At 58.2% G+C, this 24,305-nt stretch carries 27 protein-coding genes; 17 read left to right on the top strand and 10 right to left on the bottom strand.

Annotated features, from left to right (window positions below):
• Positions 1-44: 44 nt before the first annotated feature.
• The 8 genes from D1823_RS12200 (at position 45) to lpdA (ending at position 9,204) form a co-directional block, all read left to right on the top strand.
• The gene (locus D1823_RS12200; RefSeq protein ID WP_162896826.1) at positions 45-872 is read left to right on the top strand and encodes a glycosyltransferase family 25 protein; all 828 of its coding nucleotides are present in this window, start codon (positions 45-47) and stop codon (positions 870-872) included.
• 13 nt (positions 873-885) lie between these two features.
• Positions 886-1,767 (top strand): succinate--CoA ligase subunit alpha, encoded by an 882-nt coding sequence (gene sucD, locus D1823_RS12205; protein ID WP_117870362.1) that lies wholly within the window; start codon positions 886-888, stop codon positions 1,765-1,767.
• Between the two features lie 48 nt (positions 1,768-1,815).
• Positions 1,816-2,457, top strand: coding sequence for a hypothetical protein (locus tag D1823_RS12210; protein ID WP_162896827.1), 642 nt, complete (start codon positions 1,816-1,818; stop codon positions 2,455-2,457).
• A complete protein-coding gene (locus D1823_RS12215; protein ID WP_117870366.1) occupies positions 2,454-2,996 on the top strand; it encodes a DUF805 domain-containing protein in 543 nt (180 codons plus the stop codon). Before D1823_RS12210 ends, D1823_RS12215 begins: the two co-directional genes overlap by 4 nt.
• Complete coding sequence (locus tag D1823_RS12220) at positions 2,993-5,950, top strand: 2-oxoglutarate dehydrogenase E1 component (RefSeq protein WP_117870368.1); 2,958 nt, start codon at positions 2,993-2,995, stop codon at positions 5,948-5,950. The genes D1823_RS12215 and D1823_RS12220 overlap by 4 nt, the downstream gene beginning before the upstream one ends.
• 3 nt (positions 5,951-5,953) lie before the next feature.
• A complete protein-coding gene (odhB, locus tag D1823_RS12225; protein WP_117870370.1) occupies positions 5,954-7,471 on the top strand; it encodes a 2-oxoglutarate dehydrogenase complex dihydrolipoyllysine-residue succinyltransferase in 1,518 nt (505 codons plus the stop codon).
• A gap of 2 nt (positions 7,472-7,473) precedes the next feature.
• Positions 7,474-7,743, top strand: coding sequence for a hypothetical protein (locus tag D1823_RS12230; RefSeq protein ID WP_117870372.1), 270 nt, complete (start codon positions 7,474-7,476; stop codon positions 7,741-7,743).
• Positions 7,744-7,815: 72 nt separating this feature from the next.
• Positions 7,816-9,204 carry a dihydrolipoyl dehydrogenase gene (gene lpdA, locus D1823_RS12235; RefSeq protein WP_117870374.1) on the top strand — a complete coding sequence of 463 codons (1,389 nt, stop codon included), beginning with the start codon at positions 7,816-7,818 and terminating at the stop codon, positions 9,202-9,204.
• A gap of 21 nt (positions 9,205-9,225) precedes the next feature.
• On the opposite strand, the gene D1823_RS12240 is transcribed toward lpdA, so the two are convergent.
• Positions 9,226-9,804 (bottom strand): TetR/AcrR family transcriptional regulator, encoded by a 579-nt coding sequence (locus D1823_RS12240; protein WP_117870376.1) that lies wholly within the window; start codon positions 9,802-9,804, stop codon positions 9,226-9,228.
• A gap of 100 nt (positions 9,805-9,904) precedes the next feature.
• On the opposite strand from D1823_RS12240, the gene D1823_RS12245 reads away from it, so the two are divergent.
• Entirely contained in the window at positions 9,905-10,498 is a 594-nt protein-coding gene (locus tag D1823_RS12245; protein ID WP_117870378.1) for an NAD(P)H-dependent oxidoreductase, read from the top strand.
• Between the two features lie 20 nt (positions 10,499-10,518).
• Here D1823_RS12245 and D1823_RS12250 read toward each other — a convergent pair whose 3' ends face one another.
• The 4 genes from D1823_RS12250 to D1823_RS12265 are packed head-to-tail and all read right to left on the bottom strand — an operon-like array spanning position 10,519 to position 13,424.
• Positions 10,519-11,124: a pyridoxamine 5'-phosphate oxidase family protein gene (locus D1823_RS12250; protein ID WP_117870380.1), complete on the bottom strand. Its 606-nt coding sequence runs from the start codon at positions 11,122-11,124 to the stop codon at positions 10,519-10,521.
• Positions 11,111-11,851, bottom strand: a complete 741-nt coding sequence (locus D1823_RS12255) for a 1-acyl-sn-glycerol-3-phosphate acyltransferase (protein WP_117870382.1) — start codon at positions 11,849-11,851, stop codon at positions 11,111-11,113. Before D1823_RS12255 ends, D1823_RS12250 begins: the two co-directional genes overlap by 14 nt.
• Positions 11,851-12,750, bottom strand: coding sequence for an ABC transporter permease (locus tag D1823_RS12260; protein ID WP_117870384.1), 900 nt, complete (start codon positions 12,748-12,750; stop codon positions 11,851-11,853). Before D1823_RS12260 ends, D1823_RS12255 begins: the two co-directional genes overlap by 1 nt.
• Positions 12,747-13,424 (bottom strand): cell division ATP-binding protein FtsE, encoded by a 678-nt coding sequence (locus D1823_RS12265; RefSeq protein ID WP_117872870.1) that lies wholly within the window; start codon positions 13,422-13,424, stop codon positions 12,747-12,749. The genes D1823_RS12260 and D1823_RS12265 overlap by 4 nt, the downstream gene beginning before the upstream one ends.
• Before the next feature lie 182 nt (positions 13,425-13,606).
• Between D1823_RS12265 and D1823_RS12270 the strand changes: the two genes are divergently transcribed.
• The gene (locus D1823_RS12270; protein ID WP_117870386.1) at positions 13,607-14,347 is read left to right on the top strand and encodes a zinc-ribbon domain-containing protein; all 741 of its coding nucleotides are present in this window, start codon (positions 13,607-13,609) and stop codon (positions 14,345-14,347) included.
• Between the two features lie 3 nt (positions 14,348-14,350).
• Here D1823_RS12270 and D1823_RS12275 read toward each other — a convergent pair whose 3' ends face one another.
• From D1823_RS12275 to argH, 5 genes are all read right to left on the bottom strand, one after another.
• A complete protein-coding gene (locus tag D1823_RS12275) occupies positions 14,351-16,894 on the bottom strand; it encodes a TIGR02302 family protein (RefSeq protein ID WP_371415276.1) in 2,544 nt (847 codons plus the stop codon).
• 37 nt (positions 16,895-16,931) lie between these two features.
• On the bottom strand, positions 16,932-18,197 hold the full coding sequence (lysA, locus tag D1823_RS12280) for a diaminopimelate decarboxylase (RefSeq protein WP_117870387.1): 1,266 nt from the start codon (positions 18,195-18,197) through the stop codon (positions 16,932-16,934).
• Between the two features lie 62 nt (positions 18,198-18,259).
• Entirely contained in the window at positions 18,260-18,415 is a 156-nt protein-coding gene (locus tag D1823_RS21925; RefSeq protein WP_162896828.1) for a hypothetical protein, read from the bottom strand.
• Between the two features lie 87 nt (positions 18,416-18,502).
• The gene (locus tag D1823_RS12285; RefSeq protein WP_371415277.1) at positions 18,503-18,718 is read right to left on the bottom strand and encodes an argininosuccinate lyase; all 216 of its coding nucleotides are present in this window, start codon (positions 18,716-18,718) and stop codon (positions 18,503-18,505) included.
• Entirely contained in the window at positions 18,700-20,088 is a 1,389-nt protein-coding gene (argH, locus tag D1823_RS12290) for an argininosuccinate lyase (protein ID WP_117870389.1), read from the bottom strand. The genes D1823_RS12285 and argH overlap by 19 nt, the downstream gene beginning before the upstream one ends.
• A 21-nt stretch (positions 20,089-20,109) precedes the next feature.
• Here argH and D1823_RS12295 point away from each other — a divergent pair, with 21 nt between their 5' ends.
• The 7 genes from D1823_RS12295 (at position 20,110) to D1823_RS12325 (ending at position 24,157) form a co-directional block, all read left to right on the top strand.
• Positions 20,110-20,676 carry a TlpA disulfide reductase family protein gene (locus tag D1823_RS12295; protein ID WP_117870391.1) on the top strand — a complete coding sequence of 189 codons (567 nt, stop codon included), beginning with the start codon at positions 20,110-20,112 and terminating at the stop codon, positions 20,674-20,676.
• A 65-nt stretch (positions 20,677-20,741) separates the two neighbouring features.
• Positions 20,742-21,110 (top strand): hypothetical protein, encoded by a 369-nt coding sequence (locus D1823_RS12300; RefSeq protein ID WP_117870393.1) that lies wholly within the window; start codon positions 20,742-20,744, stop codon positions 21,108-21,110.
• A gap of 84 nt (positions 21,111-21,194) precedes the next feature.
• The gene (locus D1823_RS12305) at positions 21,195-21,524 is read left to right on the top strand and encodes a hypothetical protein (protein ID WP_117872873.1); all 330 of its coding nucleotides are present in this window, start codon (positions 21,195-21,197) and stop codon (positions 21,522-21,524) included.
• Between the two features lie 59 nt (positions 21,525-21,583).
• A complete protein-coding gene (locus D1823_RS12310; RefSeq protein ID WP_117870395.1) occupies positions 21,584-21,970 on the top strand; it encodes a hypothetical protein in 387 nt (128 codons plus the stop codon).
• Complete coding sequence (locus D1823_RS12315) at positions 21,967-22,938, top strand: sterol desaturase family protein (protein ID WP_117870397.1); 972 nt, start codon at positions 21,967-21,969, stop codon at positions 22,936-22,938. The genes D1823_RS12310 and D1823_RS12315 overlap by 4 nt, the downstream gene beginning before the upstream one ends.
• Positions 22,939-23,031: 93 nt before the next feature.
• Positions 23,032-23,220 carry a hypothetical protein gene (locus D1823_RS12320; protein ID WP_117870399.1) on the top strand — a complete coding sequence of 63 codons (189 nt, stop codon included), beginning with the start codon at positions 23,032-23,034 and terminating at the stop codon, positions 23,218-23,220.
• 103 nt (positions 23,221-23,323) lie between these two features.
• The gene (locus D1823_RS12325; RefSeq protein ID WP_117870401.1) at positions 23,324-24,157 is read left to right on the top strand and encodes an EAL domain-containing protein; all 834 of its coding nucleotides are present in this window, start codon (positions 23,324-23,326) and stop codon (positions 24,155-24,157) included.
• Positions 24,158-24,305 lie beyond the last annotated feature (148 nt).

Raw genomic sequence — 24,305 nt, forward strand, 5'->3', positions numbered from 1 at the left:
CTGCAAATCACTGCCGCGCAAGGCCGAAAGAAGCAATCGATCTGATGACCATCCCCATCTTCCTCATAGGCCTCGAACGCGCCACAGGGCGGGCGCGCTTGATGGAGCAGGAGCTGCAAACGGCAGGCCTGTCGGCGACGCGCGTCAACGCTGTTGACTGCGATGCCACCACCCGTGAGGACTTTCTGCGGGAATGCCGGGCGGAAGGACCTTGGGGCTATTTCCATACCAAGGACATGGCTTGCACCCTCAGCCACGCCAAAGCGTGGGAGGCGGTGATTGCCTCGGGCGCGGAACGGGCCTTGATCCTTGAGGATGATGTTTTCCTGACACCGGAACTGGCAGACTGGCTGAACGATCCGTCCTGGTGGCCAGAGGATGCCGACATCGTTCGGTTCGAACGTTGGCGCAGCACGAAGCTTTACGTGGCACTTGGACGCAAGCGGTTGTCCCATTTGGGACGGGAACTGCGCCTGATGCGCTCGCGCCATCCCGGTGGTGCAGCTTATGCGCTGACACGCGAAGCGGCCCGGCACTTTCTGGCACAGAAACCCTTTGACATTACGCTGGATGGTTTGTTGTTCAACCCTTCCGCCTCGCCGGCGGCGCGTCAGATCAACATCTATCAGGTGATCCCGGCCATGGTCGAACAGGGCAACGAAGCGCCCGGCGAATACCAGATGGGTGCGCCACGCGCGCGTCCCAAGGGCTGGCCCCTGATCCGACAAAAAGTTAGGCGTGGCATCGCCGAAATCAGCAGCGGCCTTCGCACGACGGCCAACCTGGCCCTGGGACGTGCCACGCTCGAGAAGATTACCTATGCGCCGCAGGTTCTGCCGGCGACTGAACCCAATCAATCCAACACCGCCTAGAGAAAGGGACAAAATGGCAGTCCTCATCGACGAAAACACCAAAGTGATCTGTCAGGGCTTTACCGGCTCGCAGGGTACATTCCACAGCGAACAGGCCATTGCCTATGGCACCAAGATGGTCGGCGGCGTAACCCCCGGCAAAGGCGGGATGGAGCATCTGGGCTTGCCCGTGTTCAACTCGGTTCACGAAGCCAAGCACGTGACCGAAGCCAACGCTTCGGTGATCTATGTACCGCCGCCGTTTGCCGCGGATTCGATTCTCGAAGCGATTGATGCCGAGATGGAAGTGATCGTCTGCATCACCGAAGGCATCCCGGTTCTGGACATGATGAAGGTGAAGCGGGCGCTGGAAGGCTCAAGCTCGCGCCTGATCGGCCCCAACTGCCCCGGTGTCATCACGCCCGACGCCTGCAAGATCGGCATCATGCCCGGCCACATCCACAAGCGCGGCTCGGTCGGCGTTGTGTCGCGTTCGGGCACCCTGACCTATGAGGCCGTCAAGCAGACCACCGATGTGGGTCTGGGCCAGTCCACCTGCGTCGGCATCGGCGGCGACCCGATCAAAGGCACGGAGCATATCGACGTTCTGGAGTGGTTCCTGGCCGATGACGAAACCGAGTCGATCATCATGATCGGTGAGATCGGCGGCTCGGCCGAGGAAGAAGCCGCGCAGTTCCTGGCGGACGAGGCCAAGAAAGGCCGCAAGAAACCGACTGCAGGGTTCATCGCTGGCCGCACAGCCCCTCCGGGCCGCCGCATGGGCCACGCAGGCGCGATTGTCGCTGGCGGCAAAGGCGGTGCCGAGGACAAGATCGAAGCTATGCGCAGTGCCGGTATCGTCGTGGCCGAAAGCCCGGCGCAACTGGGCGAGGCTGTGCTGGAAGCGATTGGGTAAGTCGTGATCCGAGGCCGTCAATCCTTAATAGGCTTAGTGGCTGCCCTATTGGCAGTCACATCCGCACCTGCTGGTGCGGAAAACTATGATCCGGCCTCAGACGCCATTAGCGCATGCCAGTCAGCAACCGATCTGGCCATACTGACAGATGCGCTTATTCAAGTTGGGTGGACGCCCCAGGTGCCTGCAAATCTTGATGACAGTGCAATCCGGTCTTATGCAGCCACCTATTTACCAAATCACTTCGGCACTGGCGACTACTCAGACACGCGCATCGCAAGCACTTGGGAGTTAGCTCTCACCAATGCGACAGGTGCGCGCAATTTGAAGATAGTTGATGGTTCCGAAAAGAAGGACAGATGGTTTGTTCGTGACCAAACCGGAAGCGTTTTGCGTGTCGAGAGCTACAAGAATGGAGAGTTCGAGCAAACCAACTGTGTTCTGGCGCTCAAAGAAGAAGACTCTCCAACTACTTTTGAAAAGTTACTAGTGGACTCGGACCGCGACCCCAAATCCCTTCCGCCAGTTCTTCATCTTCGGTCCCAGTCTTCCGAAAATGATACGTTCAAAAGAAGCAAGAACGGCGCGATCCTGAACATACATCGAATGCAATCTGCCTCAGACCCAGAATTTGATGTATCGTCAGTTTTCACAACTGTAACCACAAAGCGACCGGAGAAGTCACGATGACCTTCTCGGACGCCATCCAAACCTGTTTCTCCAAGTTCTTCACCTTCTCGGGTCGTGCCTCGCGGTCTGAGTACTGGTTCTTTTTCCTGTTCATCCTGATCTGGAGCATCATCGCCGGGATCATTGACTGGCAGTTCTTCACTCAGGTCGCGATCACAGAAAGCGATGAGGTCAAATCCGTTACCGCCACTTCTTCGCAACCGGTGCAAAGTATCGTCAGCCTGATCGTTTTCTTCCCGCATCTGGCTGTCGCGTGGCGACGGATGCATGATACCGGGCGCAGCGGGCTTTATGCTTTGCTGCCGATCCTGCTGATCCTCGGGGCGTTTGCGGTTCTGATCTTCGGCATCGGCCTCGCCTCTCATTTCCAGCATGGTGGCACTCTGGACATTATGTTTACCCGCGCAACATTGCTGATCGTCATCCCGACACTTATCGTTCTGGTGGTGTCGCCCCTTCTGGTGCTGTGGTGGCTGACCCGCCCCAGTCAACCAGGCACCAATCAATACGGTCCCAACCCACATGAGGTAGCCCAATGACCGAACACTCGCCCAATACTGCCTTTCATGCCTCCAGCTTCATGCAGGGGCACAACGCCGAATACCTGGAACAGCTTTATGCGCAGTACACCAAGAACCCCGGTGCGGTAGACGCTGCCTGGGTCGAGTTCTTCAAGGCCATGGGTGACGCCGCGCCTGATGTTCAGCGTGAGGCCGAAGGGCCTTCGTGGGCGCGCACGGACTGGCCTCCGATGCCGGCCGATGATCTGACCGGTGCGCTGACCGGTGAGTGGGCCGAGATTGACGCCAAGGCGGCGGGCAAGAAGATCAAGGACAAGGCCGAGGCCAAAGGTGTTGAGGTCAGCGATGACCAGATCAAGCGCGCCGTGCTGGACAGCCTGCGCGCCCTGATGCTGATCCGGGCCTACCGGATCCGGGGTCATCTGGCCGCCGATCTGGATCCGCTGGGCATGCGCGCGGCCAGCAATCATCCGGAACTGGATCCCAAAACCTACGGCTTCACCGATGCGGACATGGACCGTCCGATCTTCATCGACAACGTGCTGGGGCTGCAGGTCGCCTCGATGCGGCAGATCGTCGAGATCGTGAAGCGGACCTATTGCGGCACTTTTGCGCTGCAATACATGCATATCTCAAACCCGGAAGAGGCCGCATGGCTGAAAGAGCGCATTGAGGGCTATGGCAAGGAAATCCAGTTCACCAAGGAAGGCCGCAAAGCCATTCTGAACAAGATGGTCGAGGCCGAAGGCTTTGAGAAATTCCTTCACGTCAAGTACATGGGCACCAAGCGCTTTGGTCTCGATGGCGGTGAGGCGCTTATTCCGGCGATGGAGCAAATCATCAAACGGGGTGGCGCGCTGGGTCTCAGCGATATCGTCATCGGCATGCCGCACCGCGGTCGTCTGAATGTTCTAGCCAACGTAATGGGCAAGCCCTATCGCGCCATCTTCAACGAATTCCAGGGCGGCAGCTATAAGCCCGAAGACGTGGATGGCTCGGGTGATGTGAAGTACCATCTGGGTGCCTCAAGCGACCGCGAGTTCGACGGCAACAGCGTACACCTGTCGCTGACTGCAAACCCGTCGCACCTTGAGGCGGTGAACCCTGTGGTTCTGGGCAAGGTCCGCGCCAAGCAGGATCAATTGGGCGACACTGATCGCACCAGGGTCATGGCCATTCTGCTGCATGGGGATGCGGCCTTTGCCGGTCAGGGCGTCGTGGCCGAAGGCTTTGGCCTGAGCGGTCTGCGCGGGCATCGCACCGGCGGGACAATGCACATCGTGGTGAACAACCAGATCGGCTTTACCACCGCGCCGCATTTCTCACGCTCCAGCCCATATCCGACGGATATCGCGCTGATGGTCGAAGCACCGATTTTCCACGTGAACGGGGATGACCCCGAAGCGGTTGTTCATGCAGCCAAGGTGGCGACCGAGTTCCGCCAGAAATTCCACAAGGATGTGGTTTTGGATATCTTCTGCTACCGCAGGTTTGGTCACAACGAGGGCGACGAGCCCATGTTCACCAACCCGATCATGTACAAGAAGATCAAGACGCATAAGACCACGCTGTCTCTGTACACAGAACGCCTCGTCAAGGATGGCCTAATCCCCGAAGGTGAAATCGAGGATATGAAAGCGGCCTTCCAGGCCCATCTGAACGACGAATTCGAGGCCGGTAAAGACTATAAACCCAACAAGGCCGATTGGCTGGACGGGCGCTGGTCGCATCTGGACAAGAACAAAGACGAATACATGCGCGGCGAGACGGCGATCGCGCCGGACACTCTGGCCGAAATGGGTGGCGCCCTGACCCGCGTACCGAGCGGATTTGCCATGCACAAGACGGTCGGTCGGCTGCTTGAGCACAAGAAGCAGATGTTTGAAACCGGTAAAGGCTTTGACTGGGCCACTGGTGAGGCGCTGGCCTTCGGGTCATTGCTGACCGAGGGGTACCCGGTACGCCTTTCTGGCCAGGACGCCACGCGCGGCACCTTCAGCCAGCGCCATTCGGGGTTCATTCATCAGGAAACCGAAGAGCGGTACTACCCGCTGAACAACATTCGCGCAGGCCAGTCGCAGTACGAAGTGATCGACTCGATGCTGTCCGAATATGCAGTGCTTGGGTTCGAATACGGATACTCGCTGGCCGAACCCAATGCACTTGTTCTATGGGAAGCCCAGTTCGGGGACTTCGCCAACGGCGCGCAGATCATGTTCGACCAGTTCATCAGTTCTGGTGAATCGAAATGGCTGCGGATGTCCGGTTTGGTTACGCTGTTGCCGCACGGGTTTGAAGGACAGGGCCCCGAACACTCATCCGCGCGGCTTGAGCGGTTCCTGCAAATGTGCGGTCAGGACAACTGGATCGTGGCGAACTGCACCACGCCCGCGAACTATTTCCACATCCTGCGCCGCCAACTGCACCGGACGTTCCGCAAGCCGTTGATTCTGGTGACGCCTAAATCGTTGCTGCGCCACAAGCTGGCGGTCAGCACGGCCGAGGATTTTACCACCGGCTCCAGCTTCCACCGCGTGCTGTGGGATGATGCACAGAAGGGTAATTCCGACACCAAGCTGGTGGCGGATGACAAGATCAATCGCGTGGTGATGTGTTCCGGCAAAGTCTATTTTGATCTGCTGGAGGAACGCGATGCACGTGGCATTGACGACGTCTACCTGATGCGGATCGAACAGTTCTATCCCTTCCCGGCACATTCGCTGATCAACGAGCTTGAACGATTCAAGAATGCCGAAATGGTCTGGTGTCAGGAAGAGCCCAAAAACCAAGGCGCCTGGACCTTTATTGAGCCCAATATCGAATGGGTTCTGTCCCGGATCGGCGCGAAACATACCCGTCCGGCTTACGTCGGTCGCGCAACCTCGGCTTCGCCCGCAACGGGCCTGGCCAGCCAACACAAAGCCCAACAAGAAGCGCTGGTTAACGAAGCGCTGAGCATCGAAGGAAAATAAGCGATGACGATTGAAGTTCGTGTTCCCACGCTTGGCGAGTCGGTCACCGAAGCCACTGTTGCAACATGGTTCAAAAAGCCCGGTGATGCGGTCGCCGTGGATGAGATGCTGTGTGAGCTGGAGACTGACAAGGTCACGGTCGAAGTGCCCTCTCCCTCTGCTGGTGTGATGGGTGAGATTGTAGCCGCCGAAGGAGAAACGGTTGGTGTCGATGCTCTGCTGGCGACGATTACTGCCGGCGAAGGCGCAGCCACGCCTGCCCCAGCAACAGCCGCAGCAGCTCCGGAGGCCGCACCTGCCGCATCTGGCGGGTCGGTTGACGTGATGGTCCCGACACTTGGCGAATCCGTGACGGAAGCAACTGTTTCAACCTGGTTCAAGCAAGTCGGCGACAGCGTCGCGCAGGACGAGATGTTGTGTGAGTTGGAAACCGACAAAGTCTCGGTCGAAGTACCGGCCCCGGCTTCCGGTGTTCTGGCAGAGATTGTCGCGCCGGAAGGTGCAACCGTGGATGCAACCGCAAAGCTGGCAGTCATCTCTGGCGCGGCCGCTGGCGCAGCTCCAGCGCCAGCTCCTGCGGCGGCGGCAGCTTCTGCTGCGGCAAGCACCGGCAAAGATGTTGCAAACGCACCATCGGCTGAAAAGGCGATGGCAGAAGCCGGGTTGTCAGCCGATCAGGTCACCGGCACCGGTCGCGATGGCCGCATCATGAAGGAAGACGTTGCCAAGGCGGTTGCAGCCGCTTCTGCTCCGGCACCTGCGGCTTCTGCGTCTGCACCAGCGGCTCAGGCTCCACGCGCACCGGTTGCTGCCGAAGATGCGGCCCGCGAAGAACGCGTACGGATGACCCGTCTGCGTCAGACAATTGCCAAGCGCCTGAAGGATGCGCAGAACACCGCCGCGATCCTGACCACCTATAACGAGGTGGACATGACCGAGGTGATGGCCCTGCGCAATCAGTACAAGGACCAGTTCGAGAAGAAGCACGGCGTGCGCCTGGGCTTCATGTCCTTCTTCACCAAGGCCTGCTGCCATGCCCTGAAAGAAGTGCCCGAGGTCAATGCCGAGATCGATGGCACCGACATCGTCTACAAGAACTTCGTTCACATGGGCGTTGCTGCTGGCACGCCGCAGGGTCTGGTCGTACCGGTCATTCGCGACGCGGACAGCATGTCCTTTGCAGCCATCGAAAAAGCCATCGCCGAAAAGGGCAAGCGCGCCCGCGATGGCAAGCTTTCAATGGCCGAGATGCAGGGCGGCACCTTCACCATCTCGAACGGTGGTGTTTACGGGTCGCTAATGTCGTCGCCGATCCTGAACCCCCCGCAGTCGGGCATTCTTGGCATGCACAAGATCCAGGAACGACCGATGGTCATCAATGGCGAGATCAAGATCCGCCCGATGATGTATCTGGCCCTGTCTTATGACCACCGGATCGTTGACGGCAAAGGCGCGGTAACGTTCCTGGTTCGTGTGAAAGAGGCGCTGGAAGACCCCCGCCGCCTGCTGATGGATCTGTAACCATGGCGACACATGTACTCTGGCAGGCCGATGTGGCGGATTTCGACGCCTGGCTGAAAGTGTTCCGCGAGGACAAGCCGATGCGCAAGGCCTCGGGTATCCGCGACCTGCATGTCTGGCGCGATCCCGATCAGAAGGACCATGCAATCGCGATGTTCGAGGTTACGGATCTGGAAAAGGCGCGCGCCTTTTTCGGGTCCGAGGAATTGGCAATGCACCACGAACGAGGCGGCATTGCGCATATCTCGATCAAGCTGCTGGAACCCGTTTGACAAAAGATATTCCTGACCCACCAAATCGGGTCGGGGAAGCACCGGATCGTCCGGTCGGTTTAGGAGAATCTAATGGCAAATTATGACGTCATCGTAATCGGCGCCGGACCCGGCGGCTATGTCTGCGCGATCCGCTGCGCTCAACTGGGTCTGAAGACTGCTGTTGTCGAGGGGCGCGAAACGCTGGGTGGTACTTGCCTGAACGTGGGCTGCATCCCCTCGAAAGCTTTGCTGCATGCCAGCCATCAGTTGCACGAAGCCGAACACAACTTTGCCAAGATGGGCCTGAAGGGCAAAAGCCCTTCGGTCGATTGGAAGCAGATGCAAGCCTACAAGGATGAGGTGATCGAGGGCAACACCAAGGGCATTGAGTTCCTGTTCAAGAAGAACAAGATCGACTGGCTGAAAGGCTGGGGATCGATCCCTGCCGCCGGTCAGGTCAAAGTGGGCGATGAGGTGCACGAGGCCAAGAGCATCATCATCGCTTCAGGCTCCGAACCGTCCTCGCTGCCTGGTGTCGAAGTGGATGAGAAGGTGGTTGTGACGTCCACCGGTGCGCTGTCTCTGGGCAAGATCCCCAAAAAGATGGTGGTGATCGGCGCGGGTGTGATCGGTCTTGAACTGGGATCGGTCTACAGCCGTTTGGGTGCTGAAGTAACCGTGATCGAGTTTCTCAAGGAAATCACCCCCGGCATGGACCCGGAAGTGCAGAAGACATTCCAGCGTATCCTCAAGAAACAGGGGCTGAATTTCATCATGGGTGCGGCGGTGCAGAAAACCGAAGCAACCAAGACCAAGGCCAAGGTGACCTACAAGCTGCTCAAGGACGACAGCGAGCATGTGATCGACGCCGATACCGTGCTGGTGGCCACGGGCCGCAAACCGTTTTACGACGGGCTGGGGCTGGATGCGCTGGGAGTCGAGATGACCCCGCGCGGGCAGATCAAGGTGGGTGCGGATTGGCAAACCAACGTACCTGGCATTTATGCCATTGGCGACGTGATCGAAGGCCCGATGTTGGCCCACAAGGCCGAAGATGAAGGCATGGCCGCCGCCGAAGTGGTCGCCGGCAAGCATGGCCATGTGAATTATGGTGTCATTCCGGGCGTGATCTATACGTGGCCCGAAGTCGCCAATGTCGGTGAGACCGAGGCGACGCTCAAGGAACAGGGTCGTGCCTACAAGGTCGGCAAGTTCATGTTCATGGGCAATGGTCGCGCCAAAGCCAACTTTGCCTCTGACGGTTTCGTAAAGATTCTGGCAGACAAAGAGACTGACCGAATCCTTGGCGCCCATATCATCGGTCCGGCTGCGGGCGATCTGATCCACGAGGTCTGCGTCGCCATGGAATTCGGCGCATCCGCCGAGGATCTGGCCCTGACCTGCCACGCGCACCCGACCTATTCCGAAGCGGTGCGTGAAGCGGCACTGGCTTGCGGCGACGGCCCGATCCACAGCTGACAACCTTGACCCCGGCAGCGATCAGCCTGTCGGGGTCAACCAAGCATCCAGATAGGTCTCCAACCTGTCTGTAAATGTCGTCGCTGAATGCAACGCGCAAAACTTCAGTGACATGGCCTGAATGGCGAAAGCCTGCACACCTTCGGCCAATAACTCGCATGGCACGTCCTTTCGCACCTCTGCAGCTTCGAGCCACAGCATCACGACACGGAAATATCTCTCAAAGCAATAGGCGACCGGTCCTATCTCAGCGACAGCCGTTGCACCGGAATACCTGATCAACAGATCGAATACATACCGCTCGGACGTCATGAAACTGTGAACCGGCTCCAGCGCCATGATGATCTCTGCAACAATTTTGGGTGAAGTTCCGGCCTCGGCCTGATCCAGACACGCATTCAGGTTGTCCGCGATCAGAATTTCCATAAGCGCATCCTTGTCGCGAAAATGCGCAAAGAAGGTGCCCTTCGCAACACCTGCAGCCTTCACAACGTCTTCCACCCGCAAAGCTTCATATCCGCCATTTTGGATAACCTCTTCGGCAGCCGAGAGAAGCTTGGCGCGGGTCTTGATCGTACGTTTCTGGATCGTCTTTTGCATACCGCTCAATTGCACAATTTTTGACCGCGGTCAAATTTATATTGACCGTGGTCATTTTTTTACCTACAAACTGACCACGGTCATTTTCAGGAGAATCACAATGCAATCGAAGAAAATCCTCATCCTTGACGGACACCCCGCAGAAAGCAGCCTGTCACGAATATTCGCCGAAACGTATGGAGACGCCGCCCGTAAAAAGGGTCATGACGTCCGGTTGGTCCATCTGAGCGACCTGCAGTTCGATTTTGATTTCGGTCAGGGCAATTACCACGATTTCAAACCGCTTGAGCCGGTTCTGGAACAAGTGCTGCAAGACTTTGAGTGGAGCGACCATCTGGTTCTGACCACACCGATGTGGTGGGGCGGCCTTCCCGCGAAACTCAAGGGACTGATCGACCGGACATTCATCCCCGGGCGGACTTTCGACACCCGGAATACGACAAAGATCGGGTTCCCGGCGCCCATGCTGACTGGGCGTACTGCACGCGTGATCCTGACCTCAGACACGCCGGGATGGTTCATGCGCCTGATATACCGGCAGGCGCTTATCCGTCAGGTACGGGACCAGATCCTTGGGTTCGTCGGCTTCAAACCAACGCGGTTCACCTATTTTTCTGGCGCAAGCTATCCCAAGCCCGGCAACGTTGATCGCTGGATTGAAAAAGTATCCAGGATCGGAGCCGCTGCGGTTTGAACCACTGCCGCCACCCAGATCTACCACATCGTTTTTGCGGCGCGTGCAGACCATTCCTCGTCATATTGCGCGCCGCCTTCCGCACCACCTGATGCCTCGGACAGAAGCTGACCTATCGTGGGAAGATTGCCGCTTTCATCACCGCTGGACCAGATACGCGCCCGGATCAGAGCACGGGCACATTGGCTGTAAATCTCGGCGATTTTAACGACGATAACAGTCGCCGGGCGTTTGCCGCCCTTTTCAAATTGATGTCGCAGCCCCTCATCGACCGTTACAAACGCCAACCCATTCACCCGAACGACGTTGTTGGACCCCGGAACAAAGAACATGAGCGAAACACGTGGGTCGCGTACGATATTGCGCAGACTGTCCAGACGGTTGTTGCCGCGCCAGTCCGGTAGCGCCAGCGTATTCTCATCCAACTTTTTCACCACCGGGCCATCATCACCCCGAGGGCTGCCATCCACACCTTCAGGACCAACGGTGCTGAGAACACAGAGGCGTGATGCGAGAATCCACTTGCGATAGAGAGGCGTCAGTTGACGAACGACCTTTCGCAAGGACGGCGCGCCGGGCCGACCATACAACGCTTCAAGCGTTTCAATGTCACTAATGTGCTCCATCCGGATCAAACCCCACTTCCCGCATCAACTCGTTAGAACGTGTTTCGATCACCTCTTCCAGCCGGGCAAGGAAGTCGTCCCGACCAACACCCGGCTCGATCGGGTCCAGGAAATCCACGATCGCAAGGCCCGGTATGCGCATGACACCTGTGCGGGGCCAGAAGACGCCGGCATTCGTTGCGACCGGAACGCAGGGAAAACCGAGCCCTTCGTAAAGAACCGAGGTTCCAACCTTGTAGGGCTTCTTTGCGCCGGGCGCCACGCGTGTTCCTTGCGGGTAAATCACAAGCTGACCGGGTTCCGAGAACTCCTTCGATACATCCTTGACCATCTTGGCCACGGCGGCACCGCGCTTGCCACGATTGACAGGAATGCAGCCGAGACGTCGTGCATACATGCCAATGACGGGCGTAAACAAGAGCTCACGCTTCATAATGAACTTGCCGTGCGGAATGGCATCGAAAATCATGATGATATCAAGAAATGACTGGTGTTTTGCCGCTATGACCACCTCATTCGTTGGGGCTGTACCTCGCACTTCACACCGGATGCCAACCATCCAGCGGGCCAGCCACATCGTACTGCGCGCGTAGGTCTTGCACGCCTTCAGGGCGCCAGCCTTGGAAAACAGCGCGTAGGGCAGGAAAACAATGCCAAGGATCAGCATCCAGGCGTAGATCACGATCATGAAGATCAACGACCGGACCCATTGAACAGCCATCAACATCAGGAAAGCTCCTTCAATTTGCGTCGGGCCGCAGCCCAGGTGGCAAAAAACGCGACCATGGCACCAAGGATCGGGATAAGTACCGGCAACACCCAGTCTTTGCCCTGAAAGCCCACGCCGGTCAGAAAACCGCCTGTGTCCGAGGCTTCGGGCAACAACAGAACACCTGTCATCCCCAGCAATGTACCGACCGAAGCCCCGAAAAACGCGCGATATGTGAACCGCCTTACGAATGCCCCCGCTATGAACCCGTCGCGTGCGCCGACCAGACGCAGCACTTCGATGATCTGGGCATTGGCGGCAAGCGAGGCATTGGCGGCAAGGGTAATCATGGCCGCGGTCGCACCGCCGATCAGCAGGATCGAAATCCACCCCAGACGACGCAGGGACATCGCCGCATCAACCAGAGGTTCCCGCCATCGCGAATGATCATCCAGTACGGCGCCCGGCACCTCTGCCCCCAACCGCAAACGCAACCCGGCCACATCAATGCCCGGTTCGGTTTCAATGATCTCTATAAGTTGCGGCACGGGCAGCGTATCCAGCGGCAGATCCGGCCCGAACCACGGGGCAAGCAACGCCGCCTGCTCTTCCTGCGTCAAAGCACGGGCCGAGGCCACGCCGGGCGTTTGGCTAAGAACCGTCAACGCAGCCTCGGTCTGGGCTGCGCGCTGTTCCGCGGACGCGTTGATGCGCAGGGTTGCGGCTCCGGCCAGCTCCGAAGCCCAACGATCTGCAATGCGCCCCGACGCCAGAGACAGGGCCAAAGCGAATACTGCAAGAAACGCCATCGCACCCGCGACAAACAGGGTCAGGTGCGCCGTGTATCCCGTTGGGGGAACAACCCGGTCTGCCCGCTTGTCGCCACGCAACAGATTTCGCAGGTCAGGGCTGATCATAGATCCGCCCCCGCCAGTTGCAGCTTGCGCTGCGAAATACGCAAGACACGCGCCTGCACCTGGCTTTTGGCCGCGCGGATCAGGCTCAGGTCATGGGTTGCGATCAGGACGGTTTTGCCCATCCGGTTCAACTCAATCAGAAGACGCAGCAGCCGTTGCGACATCTCCCAGTCAACGTTTCCTGTCGGCTCATCCGCCAAAACCACATCAGGGGACAGGATAACGGCGCGCGCCAGAGCAGCCCTTTGGCGTTCGCCTCCGGACAGTTCGGGTGGACGGGCTTCAAGCCTAGCTCCAAGACCCACCCAGCTGAGCAGTTCGCTCAGGTTGTCCTGCTCGGATGATTCCGCGCGCCCGGACACCATCAGAGGCAACGCGACGTTTTCGGCGAGCGTCATGTGGTCAAGGAACTGACAATCCTGATGCACGACACCCACTCGGCGGCGCAGTACCGCCAGCTGGTCGCGATCAAGGGCTGAAATATCCTGATCAAACACGCTCAACCGCCCCGAAGTTGGTAGCAAGGCGCCATAACACAGCTTGAGTAGCGTGGTCTTACCCGTCCCGGAAGGCCCGGTCAGAAAGTGAAACGAACCCGGCTGCAATTGCACCGAGACATCGCTCAGCAACTCACCGCCACCGTAGGTGTAGCTGACATTTTCCAGCTCGATCACACGTGCCCCCATTATTTTGCCGCTCTTCTTGCCCGAGCATGGTCTTGGTTTCAATGGCTCTACCGAGTCCAATTGGTGACACTTGACCCGTGAAACCGAAAACGCTCTTTGCTGTTGGGTCTTAACGGAATATCATTCCTGAAAAAACTATTATCGGCCCTTCACCCGGCTGAGGAGGCAGCATGCGTCTTACATGTCCGAATTGCAGTGCGCAGTACGAGGTTCCTGACGAGGTCATCCCCGAGGAAGGCCGCGACGTGCAGTGTTCCAACTGCGATCAGACCTGGTTTCAAGCGAAGCACCCCACGGAGCCCGCAAGCACACCAGACGACAAATCAGAAGGGCCTGAACCGGATGACGCATCGTCCGACGTGGTCGAAGCTCAGCAGGATGCCAAACCGGAACCCGTTGAAGAGGTGGTATCCGAAGATGAGCCCGAAGTTGACGAACCCGTTGCGTCCACCGGAAATGTCGATCCTTCCGTTGCCAGCATTCTGAAAGAAGAAGCTGCTCGCGAAGCGGAACTTCGGTCGCAGGAAGGCAGTAGCCTTGAGAGCCAGCCCGATCTGGGGCTGGATACGCCGCCAGAGCCCAAGGTACGACCCAAACGGCCTTCAGCTTCGGAAACCGCGGTTGATGCCGGGCAGAAAGACGCGTTACCGGATGTCGAGGCAATCAATTCCTCTATGCGATCAGATGAGCCGGAAGAGGCCGCGCAAACACCGCGCAAATCGGGAGGGTTCTTACGCGGTTTTGCGCTGATGCTGATCATCGGCGTGATTCTGTATCTGATCTATGGAAATGCCCAACAGATCAGCGAGGTGATCCCCCAGACCGAACCGTTGCTCAGTTCATATGTGTCACTTGTGGATCAGGCGCGAATCTGGCTTGAAGCACAGGTTGGGTCGGGCACCCAGAACTAAGGTCTAGAACCGCTCCAACAAACGTTTCAGGTATTCCAGTTCGATCTGGGGGCGGTCCGATTCCCCGGTTCTGCGTCGGATTTCATCCAGCAGTTCCCGCGCCCGGCGGTACACGTCTTCGCCTTGCAGCAGATTCTCATCCGTTGAAATCGAACCGGCGGCACCCGGGTTTCGGCCCAGTGGATCGCGGTTATTGGCTTGCATATCGCCATCCTGCGTTCCCTGACCCGGTTGGTTTTGCTGGTTCTGCGCCATCGCCTCGCCCAGCGACCGCATGCCTTCACGCAACGCTTCCATGGCTTCGGATTGCTGATCGATGGCTTCCGCCAGATCGTCACCGCGCAGGGCTTGTTCCGCCTCGTCCATCGCACGCCCGGCCCGGTCAAGCGCCTCACGCGCAGCGTCGCCTTCGGGTGTGCCTGCGCCGGGCAGCCCCTGTTGCTGGCGGCCCAGCTCATCTCTCAGAGCCTGCTGACGATCCGCAAGTGAACCTTGACCCTGCTGGCCTTCGCCAGCCTGATCCGAGCCTTCCCCCTGACCGCCCTGACCTTCGTGGCTTTGCCCCCGGCCCTGCCCGCCGTTGCGCCCCTCATTGCCCTGGCTTTCACCGGATTGGGCGCCGGGGTTGAACTGTTCCTGCAAATCACGGAAGGCCTGATCGCTCAGACCTTGCTGTTCGCGCAGGGTTTCCGCCAATCCTTCCATGGCCTGCTGACCCTCGGACTGCTGGCCCTGACCCTGTCCCTGGGTCACACGCATGTTTTCCATCATCTGCTGGAACTCTTCCAATGCCTGCTGGGCCTCGGCCATCCGGCCCTGTTCCATAAGTTCCTGAATGCGGTCCATCATTCGTTGCAGGTCATCCTGCGTCATTTGCAGGGATTCGCCGTTCTGGCCGGGCTGACGCTCGCCATCTTCGCCATTGGGCTGAGCCAGCCGCTGCAACTGCTGGAGGTAATCCTGCGTCGCTTCGCGCAATTCCTGCATCAGTTCCGCGATTTCTTCGTCGCTGGCCCCGTTCTGCATCGCTTCGGTCAGACGTTCCTGCGCGCGGCGCATTCGTTCCAGCGCATCCGCCAGCGTGCCATCCTCGATCAACACGGCAAGATCCCAGAGTGCCTGAGCGATCTCTGCCTGCTGTTCAGGTTTCAACCCGTATTGATCAAAGGTCTCAAGCCGCCGCAGTACGACCCTCAAGCGCAAATAGGCAGTGTCCGAACGAAACAGGTCCTCTGGCAGATGAGACACAGCCCGCAGCAGTTGCGCGATGCGAGGCGCGTTGGAGCGCGACCAGAGCAGATCACGCCGTTGTTCGACCACCGCAGCAGCCAACGGATCAAAAAACCGTCGGGCCGGCAGGTCGGTCACATGTGGTTCGGAGGAAGATTGCTGATCCGCCGCGTCCGTAGCCATCAAAGTGATCCGGACCGGCAAATGCGCCCAGGGGTGTTGCGAGAAGTCCTCGATCAGATCTTCGGCAAAGTCCGCCCGGTCGCCCGTGATCGGCATCGGCAGTTCAATCTCGATGGCTTCCCGTGGTTCGGGCTCTGCTGCCAGACCATAACGGCGATCAACGGCAGCCAGATCCAGTTCAATCCGGGCTGAACCTGAAACCACACCATAGTCATCTCCTGCGACGAATGGCAGCTTCATCTGCCCGCCCGCCTCGGCCTCAGCCGATCCGGCCACGGCTATCTGTGGTGCCGTGTCGTCAATGATATCAACGACCCATTCCCGCCCCGAAGGCCCGTCGATGCGCAATTGACCAGAGCGTTCGGCCACGAATTCCTGCTCTGGGTCGGTCGCAGCTTCGACGCCCAGGGCTGAGCTGTTTTCGGTCAGGCTATGTGCGCCAACCTCGCCGTAAAGCCGTAAGGTAATGCGGCTGCCTTTGGGCACGGAAAGCTCCGCATCCGTTTGATCCGCGAGGTACAGCGTCGGAAGGCCCGTGTAACGGGGTGGTTCAACCCATCCTTCCCAAGTCGGTCCTTGCCCGGCGGCTGCAGTACCCGGTGCCATATCCACCACCGACCCCACGCGCCACAAAGAGCCGAAAACCAGCGCTACGACAAAAGCCAGCAATGCCGCGTAGCGCAGCGCATACGGATCTCGCGATGCCAACCGAAGGTCTGGTTTGACAGGCTCGGCCGTCGCGACCCGTTGCGCCATCCGGGTTTTATGCGCTTGCCATAGCGCCACGGAATCCCGATCGGCCGCACCGATGGCCTGATCATCCAACAAGGCCTGAACCGGCCGGCCTGGAAGAGTCTCATCCAGACGTATCAGAGCGTCCGCGCGCGAGGGTAGATTGAACTTTCGCAGGCCTAGAGCAACTGCCACGAAAAGCGACAAAAACGCCAGCGCACCGGCACCCCAGACGATTTCCACCGAAACGTGGTCCTGAAGCCCCAGCATCAACGCCGCAAGCAGAACCAGTACAATCGAGAACACCGGCCAGAATGCGCGCAGCACCTGTTCGGCCACCATGCCGACATGGGTCAGCCACAGGGACAGGCGCGGAATGGGCAGGTTGGAACGGTCGGACAAGACGGGCCTCCGGGGTTTGGCCCGCGCGGTTATCGCGTCAAAGCCACGTAGGTATGGTATCGCGGTTTATGATTTCGTCAAAGCTTGGGCGTTCACGAATGACTGCAAATTGATCGCCATTGACCAGAACCTCGGGGATCAGCGGGCGGGTATTGTACTCGCTGGCCATCACCGCACCATAGGCACCCGCGCTGCGGAAGGCGATCAGGTCTCTCGATTTCAGCGGCGGCATGTTGCGCTGCTTGGCAAAAGTGTCACCGGATTCGCAAACCGGGCCGACGATGTCATAGGCTTGCTGTTCCACGCCTGCCGCCGGCTCCTGTACCGCGACAATATCGTGATGCGCTTCGTACATTGCCGGACGGATCAGGTCATTCATGGCGGCGTCGACAATCAGGAAGTCACGGCCTTCGCCCGACTTCACATAGATCACCTTGCTGACCATCAGCCCTGCATTGCCTGCGATCAGGCGACCCGGCTCTATCTCGATCTCACAGCCCAGATGGCCCAGTGTCTTCTTGATCAAAGCGCCATATTCCACCGGCAGCGGCGGCGCGTCATTCGAGCGGGTATAAGGGATGCCCAATCCACCGCCCAGATCAAGACGGCGGATGTTGTGGCCTTCAGCCCGCAACTGCTCGGTCAGTTCGGCCACTTTCGTGTAGGCCAGCTCGAACGGCTCCAGTTCGGTCAGTTGCGAGCCTATGTGGACGTCGATGCCGATCACCTCCAGCCCGGGCAGTCTGGCCGCATGCGCATAGACTTCCGAGGCGCGGGAAATCGGTATTCCAAACTTGTTCTCGGACTTGCCGGTCGCAATCTTGGCATGGGTCTTGGCATCCACATCAGGATTCACCCGGACAGTGATCGGAGCAACCACACCCAATTCCAGTGCAATGGCGTTGATCACTTCCATCTCGGGCTCGGATTCGACGTTGAACTGACGAATGCCGCCGGTCAGCGCCGTACGTATCTCTTCCGCCGTTTTACCTACACCCGAGAACACTATTTTTTCTCCCGGAACTCCCGCCGCCTTGGCCCGCAGGTACTCACCGCCCGAGACCACGTCCATCCCCGCGCCTGCCTGCGCCAGGGTCTTCAGGATCGCCTGATTGCTGGCCGCTTTCATCGCGTAGCAGACAAGGTGGTCCGTGCCGTCAAGCGCATCGTCAAACAGCTGGAAATGCCGCAGCAAGGTTGCGGTGGAATAGACATAGAACGGCGTTCCGACCGCAGCAGCGATTTCGGAGACAGGGACATCCTCGGCGAAAAGCGCGCCGTCGCGGTAGAGAAAATGATCCATACCTGCGCGCTTAGACCAGAAGATGGCTTCGAATCAATGGATTCCGAACCCATCGACCAGGTTTAATTTCGGGTTGAAACTCCAACCCGGCCATAGCCCGAGATCGAAACTCCGGTGCCCGATTGCTTGGGTTCGGCCGCAGGTTCCGGGCGTCTTGCCGATGTAGGTTCGCAAGCCGTCAAAACCGCAAATACCAGAAACAGTCCTAGTGTTCTCATTTCAGTATCTTTTCTTTGGATGACACGCGCATCGACATGCCACCTCGCGTTGGTAGATCAAAAACCGATGCGCAATATGAAAATGGCTCAGAATCCCAGGTAAATACCCAGCGGTCCACGGCTCAGCCCCACACCGCCGCCAACATACGCTCCGCTTGAGCCAACCCCAACTGTCGCACTGACAGTTGGCTGTGCGGGCGCGGGCTGAACGGGCTCGCCATCGGCTCCGCATCCGGCCAGTATCAGGCCGAAAACTATAAACAGGCTCGCACGCAGCGCGGTCATCACACGATTGCCTTCCATCGTTCAACCTGAGCACGGACCTGATCCGGGGCCGTGCCACCATAGGACTGGCGTGAGTTTACAGAATTATCGACACCAAGGACAGAGTAGACGTCCTTTGTGATCTCGGCATGGACCGACTGCATGTCATCCAGCGTCAGATCCGGCAGGTCACAGCCCTTGTTCTCGGCCATTGCCACCAGAGATCCAGTCACATGATGCGCATCACGGAACGGCAGGCCCAGTACGCGCACCAACCAGTCGGCCAGATCGGTCGCCGTCGAGAAACCCGAACCAGCCGTAGCGGCTAGGCTGGCGCGGTTGGCCGTCATGTCCCTGATCATGCCTTCCATCGCCGCCAGCGCCAGCATCCAGTTGTCGGCGGCGTCAAAGACCTGTTCCTTGTCTTCCTGCATGTCCTTGGAATAGGCCAGCGGCAGGCCCTTCATCACCATCATCAGCGCCGTGTTGGCCCCAAAAATCCGTCCCACCTTGGCGCGAATCAGTTCGGCCGCGTCGGGGTTCTTTTTCTGCGGCATGATCGATGATCCGGTCGAGAAGCGATCTGACAGGGTGACAAAGCGGAATTGAGCCGAGGACCAGATCACCAGCTCTTCGGCAAAGCGCGACAGGTGAATGGCGCAGATCGAGGCCACCGACAGGAACTCCAGCGCGAAATCCCGGTCGCTAACGGCGTCTAGCGAGTTGGCAGCGGGGCGGTCAAAGCCCAGCGCCTCAGCCGTCATATGACGGTCGATCGGAAACGATGTGCCAGCCAGCGCAGCTGCGCCCAGCGGGGATTCGTTCATCCGGGCGCGGGCGTCACGAACGCGGGACAAATCACGGCCAAACATCTCGACATAGGCCATCATGTGATGGCCCCAAGTCACCGGCTGCGCCGTTTGCAGGTGGGTAAAACCCGGCATAACCCAATCGGCCCCGGCCTCGGCCTGCGCCAAAAGCGCGCGGATCAGGGCCAACAGGCCGGATTCAGCCGCGTCCAGCTGATCGCGGACCCACAGCTTGAAATCGGTTGCGACCTGATCGTTGCGCGACCGGCCTGTGTGCAACCGGCCTGCGGGCTCGCCGATGATCTCTTTCAGGCGCGCCTCGACATTCATGTGGATGTCTTCCAGCGCAGTCGAAAACTGAAACTCTCCGTTCTGGATTTCTGACAAAACGGTGAGCAGCCCTTCCCGAATGGCTTCAGCGTCACTATCACTTATGACGCCTGTGGCAGCCAACATGGCCGCATGGGCGCGCGAGCCTGCGATGTCCTGGGCTGCCATCCGCTGATCGAACCCGATCGAGGCGTTGATCGCCTCCATGATCGCGTCTGGACCGGCGGCAAAGCGGCCGCCCCACATCTGGTTCGAGGATTGATCGGTCATGTAAGAAAACCCGGAGTTGATATGCGCCTATTTCGTCTGATCCCCCTTTATATGGCCCTTGCGCTGGGTGCAAACGCCGCTTTGGCAACCGATGCCGAGACGCTCGCCCCTCTGCGGGAAGACAGCCTGAAACGTCTGATCCTGCACAAGGAACCGAAACCCGCCAAATCGATTGAATTCCAACTGGAAGACGACAGCGGTGTCGGAACACTTGCTGATTACGAGGGCAAGTATGTGTTGCTGAATTTCTGGGCCACCTGGTGTGCGCCCTGCCGCAAGGAAATGCCTCAGATTGCCGAGCTTCAGGAAGAATTCGGCGGCGACAAGTTTCAGGTTCTGACGTTGGCCACGGGTCGCAATTCACCTGCCGGTATCAAAAAGTTCTTTGAAGAAAACGGCATCGCCAACCTGCCCCGTCATCAAGACCCCAGTTCGGCAGCTGCGCGTGAGTTTGGCGTGATCGCGTTGCCGATCACAGTCATCCTGAACCCCAAAGGGCAGGAAATCGCCCGGCTGATCGGCGACGCGGAATGGAACTCGGACAGTGCGAAGGCGATTATCTCGACGCTCGTTGGCGCTGAAAGTTAACGCATTTAGAAAAATTCGCGGAGTTGTGGTATCCTCCCACGTATTAAGAGTGGGAGGCTTTTTTTATGAAAAATACGATTCTATTCCTTGCTGTTGCAGGCACATTGGCAATCGCTGGCGCCGCACATGCCGACTACAAACGGGTCAAGACCGCAAAGCAGTTCAATTCAGATATTGTTGGAAAAAAGCTGACCGACGAACAAGGCAATGTTTTTGTCGCGAATGCCGATGGCACGATTTCAGCCAAACTCAAAAGCGGGAAAAAGTTCAGCGGAACCTGGGTCTGGAACAAAAAATTCTGGTGCAGAAACGGGGTATTGGACGGCAAGGCACTGGGCACGGATTGTCAGCTTTGGGAAACTGACGGGGACACTGCCCGAATGACCCGTGAAAAAGGCAAGGGCAAAACAACCATTTATTCGATCAACAACTAAAGGCATCACCCCCTGTCAATCTCATGATATACTGTTCCTGCCCTGCCGGGCAGGGCAGGCATATTGTTTGGAATGGAGGCAATGATGAAATCCGTCGTACTGCTGATCGGACGCTTGCCAAATGTGATCGGAGATGTGGCGCGGCAACTGGATCACCTGCCGATAGAGTGGCTGGGTGCACATGACACCGACGAGGTTCGAAAACAGCTGGATGCCGAGCCCCGGATTGCCTGCGCCATGTTGGGCGCGGGACTTGACGACACGATCCGCGGTGAAATGGTGGGCATAATTGCCGCCCGCCGCCCGGATATCTGCATCCACCTGAAGGACCGGGCATCCGGCCCCGAAGGGCTGGTACCTTTCGTCGAACGTGTGGTGCAACACGAGATACTGGAACGGCTGGAAAACAGCTGACGTCACGCCACCTTTGACAGAGTTTCAACTCCTTTGCACTCTACGCTCAGGAGGATGGAATGCCACTTGAAATTCTATTGGCGCTGGTCGTCGGCGGCATAGCTGGCGTCACCCTGTTATTGCATCTCACCGGCAGGTCGCAGCAGGTGATGCTGACGCCCGACACGGCACGCTCACAATGGGCACGTCACTTTCCGGACGATGATGTGGTCGACGTCACGGTTTCCCATGATGGCCACGCCGCGGTGGTGCGCACCAGTACGGGCAATGGGTTGCTTTGGTCCTTCGGGGCCGACACCGTTGCCCGGCATCTGCTAGACTATGACCTTCTGGATCATCCGGAAGGTTATGAGATTCTGTTTCACGAATTCTCGGCACCCAAAACACTCATCCGACTGGACGAATTCGAACGCCATCACTGGCGTTACCTGATGGAGCCCGCATGACAAACCAGATTAGTTTTCCCGATGTGGTACAATGGGCCGTTCCTTTTTTCATCGCAGCGATTCTGGCTGAGTTTCTGTGGATCGCAGTCAAAGGCAAAGGCGGGCGTTATGAAACACGCGATGCGGTAACCTCATTGATAATGGGTGCTGGAAACATCGCGTCGGGCTTTTTGCTGGGCTTTATTGCCTATGTGTTTTTCATGTGGCTGTGGCAGATCACTCCGATGAACCTGGGTACATCAATTCCCGTTATCATCCTGTGCTTTGTCCTGGATGATCTGCGTTATTACTGGGTCCACCGCTTTGGCCATCGCATCCGCTGGGTCTGGGCCAGCCACGTAAACCATCACAGCTCACAGCACTATAACCTAACGACCGCACTGCGGCAGACATGGACCTATACATTCACCTTCATGATGGTCGTACGCGCTCCACTGATCCTGCTTGGGTTCCATCCGACGATGGTTTTGTTCGTCGGTGGCCTCAATCTGATCTATCAGTTCTGGATTCACACCGAAGCCATCGGCAAGATGCCCCGCTGGTTCGAGGCAGTAATGAACACGCCCAGCCATCACCGCGCCCATCATGGCCGCAACGCGCGCTATCTGGATTGCAACTATGCCGGGGTGTTCATCATCTGGGACAAGATGTTTGGCACTTTTGTGCCAGAACAGGAAAACGACCGGGTAGATTACGGGTTGGTTCACAATATCGGCACGTTCAACCCGCTGCGCGTTGCGTTTCACGAATGGGTCGGCATCTGGAACGATGCCACGCAGCCCGGGCTGACCCTGCGCCAGCGGTTGGCCTATTGCTTCGCCCCACCGGGGTACAGCCACGATGGTAGCCGGGATAATTCGGAACAGATCAAGGCCAAGCATCTGACGCGCCATCCAGAAGATCGCGGAACGCCCGGTTTTGAGAATCTGGACCGAAAGTTGCCCAGCGGACAAGCAGAAAAGGCCTGAACCTGCTGACTAAAGCCTGCTTGTACCTTGAAATCTGGTCTTTGTGCGCCATATCGGTCGATAGACGTAGTGTAAGAGTGAGCGAGGGTCGGCATGAACCGTTTGGCAACCATTTCAACCTTTGTTGGGTTGTTCGGCTTGATGATTGCCATGCTCGCAGCCCTTGGCGGCGCTGTTGCAACCCTGATTGCGCTTGGTTTTGCAATGATGGCCCTTGGTGCAATGGGCGCGATACTTGGTGCAGCAGCTTCACTGGCGCGCGCGTGGCAATCCGCCCGCTGAGACCGTGCCGCAGATTTTTTTCTGAACCCTTAACTCCAGATTCATCTCTTTGCCCCGAGATTGTGACCGGACACCTGTCCCGGTCACATGGGAATCCGCGCGTATGGGAAACAAAAGACTGGCACATCTGCCTGAGGGGTCGGACAGCCCGTTGAACGCGGCAGTTTCGACACGGGATCGCTCGGTCGTGCAGATGGCAACCGATGCAGTGAAGCATAAGCAGTGCAAGCTGGCCTTTCAGCCCGTGATCCAAGCGCACGCCCCACGTGGCGTCGCGTTTTACGAAGGATTCATTCGGGTTCTGGACGAAACCGGTCGCGTCATCCCGGCGCGCGAGTTCATGCCTCAGGTTGAAAACACGCCTATCGGCCGCGAACTCGACTGCGTGGCGCTGGAACTCGGGCTGCGTACTTTGGCAAAGAACCCGGATATTCGTCTGTCGATCAACATGTCTGCTCGCTCAATCGGTTATTCCAACTGGTCCAGAATACTGGACAGGTTTTTGAAACGAGATGCCGGCTTGGGCGAACGGTTGATTCTCGAGATTTCCGAAAGCTCAGCCATGCAGGTACCTGAGCTGGTTGTCGATTTCATGGACCGATTGCAGGGTCGCGGCATCGCTTTTGCGCTGGATGACTTTGGTGCCAGCAACTTCAGCTTCCGCCATTTTCGCGAATTTCTGTTCGACGCGGCGAAAATCGATGGCCAGTTTGTGCGGGGTATCAGCAACAATCCTGACAACCAGACATTGGTGCGGGCCCTGATCGCGGTGGCCCGTGAATTTGAAATTCTGGTCACAGCCGAATCGGTTGAAACGCAGGAGGATGCCGCGTTTTTGGTCGCAAGTGGTGTGGATTGCCTGCAAGGGTTCTTGTTTGGCGCACCCAGTGTCGCGGAACCCTGGAAGCAGGAAAACAAATCAAAAACAGGCAGTTGAACGCCTTTTGACCGACATTTTAATGTCTTTTCAGACACTGAGACAAGCTGCCCGTTGCTGCAAGTGCAGCATTACGCTATTGCAAGAGTACTTGAGCGGGGGATCACGGGGCGCTCTTGTTTCGAGAGGACACCTCTTGACCTGCGCC

The sequence above is a fragment of the Ruegeria sp. AD91A genome (genome assembly GCF_003443535.1).
Taxonomy (GTDB): Bacteria; Pseudomonadota; Alphaproteobacteria; order Rhodobacterales; family Rhodobacteraceae; genus Ruegeria.